We start from the raw sequence: 6322 nt of genomic DNA on the forward strand, positions 1-6322 counted from the left end.
CCCGCCCTACCCGCGCCCGTGCGGCAGGGCCCCGCCAGCGACGCCCTTCCGGCGTTTATTGGCGCCCGCCGGGTAGTCCCGCACCAGTGAGGGACCATTGGACCCGTGAGGGAGCATGACGCCAGGGGTAATGGTGGGGGTTTTGCAGCATTAGGAGGGTTCTGTCGGCGTGTCGCCGGCGTGTCGCGCCTCTAATGGTGCAATTCCCCCCGTTTGGTGGTGGTGAGGCCGCGGTTCGGGGTGGTGAGGTCGCGGTTCGGGGTGGTGAGGTCGCGGTTCGGGGTGGTGAGGTCGCTGTTCGCGGGTATGTGGCGCCCAAGTCGCAGACCACCTCGACGAACAATGGCTGGCATGGGCGTGATGGCCCAGATGTTCTGTGATGCGGGCGACTCCGGGACGCAGTTCACCTCTGCGACCCCTCCGCACCCAGGGCTGGATGGGGGGTTTTGCAGCATTAGGAGCCTCCCTTCGGCGTGTCGGCGGCGTGTCGCGCCTCTAATGGTGCAATTCCCCCCGTTTGGTGGCGCAGTCATCGGCAGGCAAGTCACGCACGGGTCCCCGTGTAGCGCAACTCCCCCCCGTTTGGTGGCGGTGAGGCCGCGGTTCGCGGGTATGTGGCGCCCACAGTGCAGACCACCTCGACGAACAATGGCTGGCATGGGCGTGATGGCCCAGATGTTCTGTGATGCGGGCGACTCCGGGACGCAGTTCACCTCTGCGACCCCTCCGCACCCAGGGCTGGTTGGGGGTTTTGCAGCATTAGGAGGGTTCTGTCGGCGTGTCGCCGGCGTGTCGCGCCTCTAATGGTGCAGTTCCCCCCGTTTGGTGGCGGTGAGGCCGCGGTTCGGGGCGGTGTGGCGCCCACGCGCATGCCATCGGACCTACGTACGTGCTGGTGCGCGCGCTCGGGGTGGTTTTGCATGCAATTCGGTTGGGTGAGTTTTCAATGGTGTGTGTTAGCGTTGCGATTCCTACGATATGGTTGCGTGGTGGGGCGCGGTGTTGGGGCAATTGCATGCGACATTCGTGGATAGCTCGCCAGGCGGGGGTCGTGCGCTGTCACTCGTGGCGCTGCTGGTAGCGCAGCCACTGACACAGCCACTGGCGCCGCCGGTAGCGCAGCTGGTAGGGCTGGCGGTGGCGTGCTGGTGGTGGTTGAAGTGGAGAGGGACGGCACGCCGTGTGGCAGTGCCGTCCCTCAGGTTTTGTTGTGTTGTGGCGGTGTCCTACTCTCCCACAACCTATCGGTTGCAGTACCATTGGCGCTGCCGGGCTTAGCTTCCAGGTTCGGAATGGTGCTGGGCGTTTCCCCGGTGCTGTGACCACCACAAGAATTAGTGTTCAACACGCCCCCCCACCTGCCGGTGGGGTGTGGGTTGATCGTGGTGTGCATAGTGGTTGCGGCATTGTGTTGCCTGTATTGTTTCACCCCTCATAACATGTTTGGGGTGTTTGTTTAGTGTTGGCCCATTAGTACCAGTCGGCTCACGAGCACCTCGCGGTGCTTCCACCTCTGGCCTATCAACCCGCTCGTCTGGCGGGGGCCTCTCACCCCACAATCGGGGGCGCGGAAACCTCATCTTGAAGCAGGCTTCCCGCTTAGATGCTTTCAGCGGTTATCCCTTCCGAACGTAGCTAACCAGCCATGCACCTGGCGGTACAACTGGCACACCAGAGGTTCGTCCATCCCGGTCCTCTCGTACTAGGGACGGCCCTCCTCAAATTTCCTGCGCGCACAGAGGATAGGGACCGAACTGTCTCACGACGTTCTGAACCCAGCTCGCGTACCGCTTTAATGGGCGAACAGCCCAACCCTTGGGACCAACTCCAGCCCCAGGATGCGACGAGCCGACATCGAGGTGCCAAACCATGCCGTCGATATGGACTCTTGGGCAAGATCAGCCTGTTATCCCCGGGGTACCTTTTATCCGTTGAGCGACCACGCACCCACGTGCCATGGCCGGATCACTAGTTCCTGCTTTCGCACCTGCTCGACCCGTCGGTCTCACAGTCAAGCTCCCTTGTACACTTGCACTCGCCACCTGATTACCAACCAGGCTGAGGGAACCTTTGAGCGCCTCCGTTACATTTTAGGAGGCAACCGCCCCAGTTAAACTACCCACCAGGCACTGTCCCCAACCCGGATCACGGGCCAAGGTTAAGGTGACCGCTTAAACCAGAATGGTATTTCAACGACGACTCCACCACCGCTAGCGCGGCAGCCTCACAGTCTCCCACCTATCCTACACAAGTCCAAGCGAACACCAATACCAAGCTATAGTAAAGGTCCCGGGGTCTTTCCGTCCTTCTGCGCGAAACGAGCATCTTTACTCGTACTGCAATTTCACCGAGTTCACGGTCGAGACAGCGGAGAAGTCGTTACGCCATTCGTGCAGGTCGGAACTTACCCGACAAGGAATTTCGCTACCTTAGGATGGTTATAGTTACCACCGCCGTTTACTGGGGCTTAAATTCACCGCTTCACACCCCAAGGGGGGGTGTTAACAGTTCCTCTTAACCTTCCAGCACCGGGCAGGCGTCAGTGCGTATACATCGCCTTACGGCTTCGCACGCACCTGTGTTTTTGATAAACAGTCGCTTCTCCCTATTCTCTGCGACCCCCCAACCCCACCAGCACGCTAGGCGCCAGGAAGTCATGGGGTCCTCCTTATCCCGAAGTTACGGAGGAATTTTGCCGAGTTCCTTAACCATGATTCACTCGAACGCCTCGGTATACTCTACCTGACCACCTGAGTCGGTTTAGGGTACGGGCGCGTCATGCCCTCACGTCGAGGCTTTTCTTGACAGCATAGGATCACCACAAGTCCACGCACACACGTGTCCCTCATCAGTCCTCACCCTGGGTGCCCCCCGGATTTACCTGAGGGGCGGGCCACAACCTTAAATACGCACAACCATCGGCGCACTGCAGCTACCTGTCTGCGTCACCCCTGTTAACACGCTTGCCTACTATCACCAGGACCCCAAGACCCACACACACACTCACAACCCGAAGGTCATGAGGGGGTGCAGGCGAATTGGTTAGNGATCAAACACACACAGATGCTCTGCATGTTTTCGAAAGGCGTTTTGCGCCATGTTTCCGCGATTTCAGCTTTTCGCTTCGTTCGCTGCCGTTCGGCGCAACAAGGAAAACAATACGCACTTCCAAGCAGGCCGTCAAATCGCGACGCCCACGCTTTCCCAAGGAGCATTTTCCGCAGGATTCCGCCATTTTGGCGGATTTTTCGCCCCACTAAAGGCCGAAAATCGCCTGATTTCATGTTGCAGCACACAGAATATCAAACAGAATGTGCCCTACGCCGCGAAGATTCTCCCCTCGACAGGGGCGCGAGCTGTACCCATTCCCAAACCATCACATTTTTTTGCCCTAAACTTTACCAATCGTTGACCTGGTGGCTATACTTGCATCATCCAAGCGGCCTCGCCGCCTCCGACAATGCAAGGAACAACGATGAATGGACTCCTGCCCCCGGACTTTGATCTCGCCGGGACCCTGGATACGATTTCAGGCTTCATGTATACGTACCTGCTCGTCGCGCTTCTGATCGCGGTTGGCCTCTTCTTCTTCCTGTTCACTCGCGCGCTTCCGCTGCGCATGTTTATCGAAGCGCTCCGCGTCGTCATGGAGCCCCCGAAGAAGGAAGGCGGCGTGTCCTCCTTCCGCGCGTTGATGGTTTCCACGGCCTCGCGCGTCGGCGTCGGTAACATCGCGGGCGTCGCCACTGCCGTGACTCTCGGCGGTGCTGGCTCTGTTTTCTGGATGTGGGTTATCGCAACCCTCGGCGGCGCCTCGGCCTTCATCGAGTCGACGCTCGCGCAGATCTACAAGAAGCGGGGCCCCCACCACTCCTACGGTGGCCCGGCCTACTACATCCAGACTGCTTTGAAGGCGAGCTGGCTTGCCTACCTCTTCGCAATCGTCTTGATTCTGACCTACATGGGTGGCTTCAACTTGCTGGCCTCCTACAACGTGGCTGACACCTTCATGCACTACAGCTGGGCGAATGCCTGGACGCCGTGGATCGTCGGCGCGATCCTCGCGGTCCTCATGGCCGTGTCGATTCTGGGCGGTACTCGCCGCCTCACCGACGTGACGGGCTACATGGTCCCGATCATGGCGATTATCTACCTGGGTGTGGGCGCGGTCGTCATCGCCGTCAACTACCAGAACATTCCCGCGATGTTCTCAGCGATTTTCCACGGCGCCTTCGACTTCGACGCCATCTTCGGCGGTTTCGCGGGATCGGCCATGATGTACGGCATCAAGCGTGGCCTCTACTCGAACGAGGCCGGTGTCGGTTCCGCGCCGAACGCTGCGGCCTCCGCCTCCGTGTCGCACCCCGCCAAGCAGGGCCTCGTCCAGATGCTCTCCGTCTTTATCGACACGATGATCATCTGTACCTTCACCGCGTTTGTCGTCCTGTCCTCGGGCGTCGGCTCTGACAACGGCGTGACGGGTGCTCCCCTCGTCAAGGACGCGATGGCCACCGTTCTGGGTCAGCCGGTCGCGCAGGTATTCATCTCGGTTGCACTGTTCCTCTTCGCGTTCACCACGCTGGTCGGCAACTTCTACTACGCCGAGGTCAACTTCCGCTTCCTGCTGGGCAAGATCGAGATCAAGCACTGGATGCTCACCGTTTTCCGCCTCGCGGCCGCTGCCCTGGTGTTCTGCGGCGCGCTGCTGAAGTTTGAGGTCGCGTGGAACCTGGGCGACATTCTGATGGGCCTCATGGCGCTCATCAACCTGCCCGTTATCGTGTTCCTCGGCAAGATCGCCGTCGACTGCGCTGACGACTACACGGCGCAGCGTAAGGCGGGCCTCGACCCGCAGTTCAGGGCCTCCTCGATTGGCTTGGACCCCTCCGAGCTGGATTACTGGCAGGATAAGGCTCCGGCCTCCGCCAAGGACGCTGCCGAGAAGGCGACCGTCTAAGCGAGCACTGCTCCACACGCCTTGCCCCGACCTCGTCTCAATCGACGAGGCCGGGGCTTTGTCATGCGTAACGGCGCCGACGGCGGGTTCTGCGCCGAGGCCTATCCGAAGCTCGCTCGGATCTGCACTCCCCCGGTGTGCCCGCACGCGGACAGGGCTCGAGCCACTGCGTCGGCGGCCCACCCGAGCATCTCAGGGCCCCCGTGCGGAGCGCGCAGAGTGGCGGCGGCACCGAAGGCGAACGCAGAGGACGACTCCACGGAGAGCCCCATCTGCACGGCCGATGCCAAGGCCTCGGTATAGCCCGAGGGGGACAGGGCCTGTCCCTTGTAGCGCGGGCGCGCCTCGAGGTGAATGAGCGGCCCTTCGGCGAGTAGGCAGGGATCCAGCGAGCCGATCAGCAGGCTCCCGTCCTCCCACGGCTTGGGCGCTACTGCGCGCGCGTAGTCCGGGGGCAGGTCGAGCTCGAAGATGCACTCGTTGACGCGCACCCGCGCGACGAGCTCGAGGGTGGCAACGGAAGCGATCACGCAGGCCACGAAGTGGATGTGCCTGCCCACGTCACCGAGCCACGTGTCGACAATCGCGTGGCACATCGCCGGGGTGGCGGCCGCCGGGGAGGGCTGCCCTGCCGCGCGGGACTCCCCCGGCCCGTCCGCTCCCCTACCCCGGGGTGGCGCCTCACTGTCGCCCACGAAAAAGTCGAAGGCGTAGAGCCCATGATGGGAGCAATTGTCGTCGTAGTCGGCGAATCCCAGCCCCGTACCAACGAGCACGGACAGGAAGGCATCGTAGAGGCACTCCCTGTCCTGCGCAAAGAGGTCCGCCGCGTGCGGCGTGCGCGGGTCCAGCTGGCCGACCAGCCACGCCTGCAACGCGACGTAGCCCTCACTTGTCACACAATCGTCGAATCTCACGGCAACCTCCTTGTTCGCAACGCAACACTTGCCCCCTCATTATCGCAGAAACGCGAAGGCCCCGGCCTCGTCCCAGGAACATGAACGAAGCCGGGGCCCTATCGCGCGAGCGTGCGCTTACTCCGTGGCGAGCAGCGCCTCCTCGGCCTCCTTGGTCCACAGGCCGGCGGCATCGAGCTTCGCGGCGACCGTCGGCAGCTTCTCGGCCAGCTCGCTCAGCGGCGTGAGGCCAAGGTCGTGCAGGGAGGGGAAGACCATGATCTTGCCGCCCGAGGTGCGGTTGATGACCGAGTTGATGGCGTCGCCGAAGCCCGCCATGCCGGTGACCGCCCACAGGGAGATCGTGGTGTCGATGATGCCAGCCTCGATCTTGCGCAGAACCGTGCGCATGTCGGACACGTCCGAACCGGAGGTGCCCAGCATGAAGATCCGGCGCTCGATGATGCCC

General features: G+C 61.9%; 3 protein-coding genes, 1 rRNA gene, 1 pseudogene and 2 other annotated features. Of the genes and pseudogenes, 2 read left to right on the forward strand and 3 right to left on the reverse strand.

Going from position 1 to position 6322, the window contains the following annotated elements; all coding sequences use genetic code 11:
* Window positions 1–1213 precede the first annotated feature (1213 nt).
* Window positions 1214–1330: ribosomal RNA gene (rrf, locus tag BQ7477_RS03790) — 5S ribosomal RNA — on the reverse strand.
* 132 nt (window positions 1331–1462) lie between these two features.
* Window positions 1463–2338: a sequence feature (23S ribosomal RNA rRNA prediction is too short), on the reverse strand.
* Between the two features lie 4 nt (window positions 2339–2342).
* Window positions 2343–3112: a sequence feature (23S ribosomal RNA rRNA prediction is too short), on the reverse strand.
* Between rrf and BQ7477_RS11375 the strand changes: the two genes are divergently transcribed.
* Together BQ7477_RS11375 and BQ7477_RS03795 are read left to right on the forward strand one after the other, a co-directional pair.
* A complete protein-coding gene (locus BQ7477_RS11375) occupies window positions 3098–3412 on the forward strand; it encodes a hypothetical protein (protein WP_129582493.1) in 315 nt (104 codons plus the stop codon). (Overlaps the previous feature by 15 nt.)
* Window positions 3413–3475: 63 nt before the next feature.
* Window positions 3476–4957, forward strand: a complete 1482-nt coding sequence (locus BQ7477_RS03795) for an alanine/glycine:cation symporter family protein (protein ID WP_073982863.1) — start codon at window positions 3476–3478, stop codon at window positions 4955–4957.
* 101 nt (window positions 4958–5058) lie between these two features.
* Here the strand turns inward: BQ7477_RS03795 and BQ7477_RS03800 are convergent, their stop codons facing one another.
* Entirely contained in the window at window positions 5059–5874 is an 816-nt protein-coding gene (locus tag BQ7477_RS03800; RefSeq protein WP_073982864.1) for a hypothetical protein, read from the reverse strand.
* A 117-nt stretch (window positions 5875–5991) separates the two neighbouring features.
* A pseudogene (locus BQ7477_RS03805) lies at window positions 5992–6322 on the reverse strand (alcohol dehydrogenase catalytic domain-containing protein); the annotation flags it as partial.

Source organism: Actinomyces bouchesdurhonensis, assembly GCF_900128465.1.
Taxonomy (GTDB): Bacteria; Actinomycetota; Actinomycetes; order Actinomycetales; family Actinomycetaceae; genus Pauljensenia; species Pauljensenia bouchesdurhonensis.

Coding starts and splice junctions, on each gene's coding strand:
- BQ7477_RS11375 (WP_129582493.1), top strand. CDS start 3,098: ATGTTTCCGCGATTTCAGCTTTTCGCTTCGTTCGCTGCCGTTCGGCGC.
- BQ7477_RS03795 (WP_073982863.1), top strand. CDS start 3,476: ATGAATGGACTCCTGCCCCCGGACTTTGATCTCGCCGGGACCCTGGAT.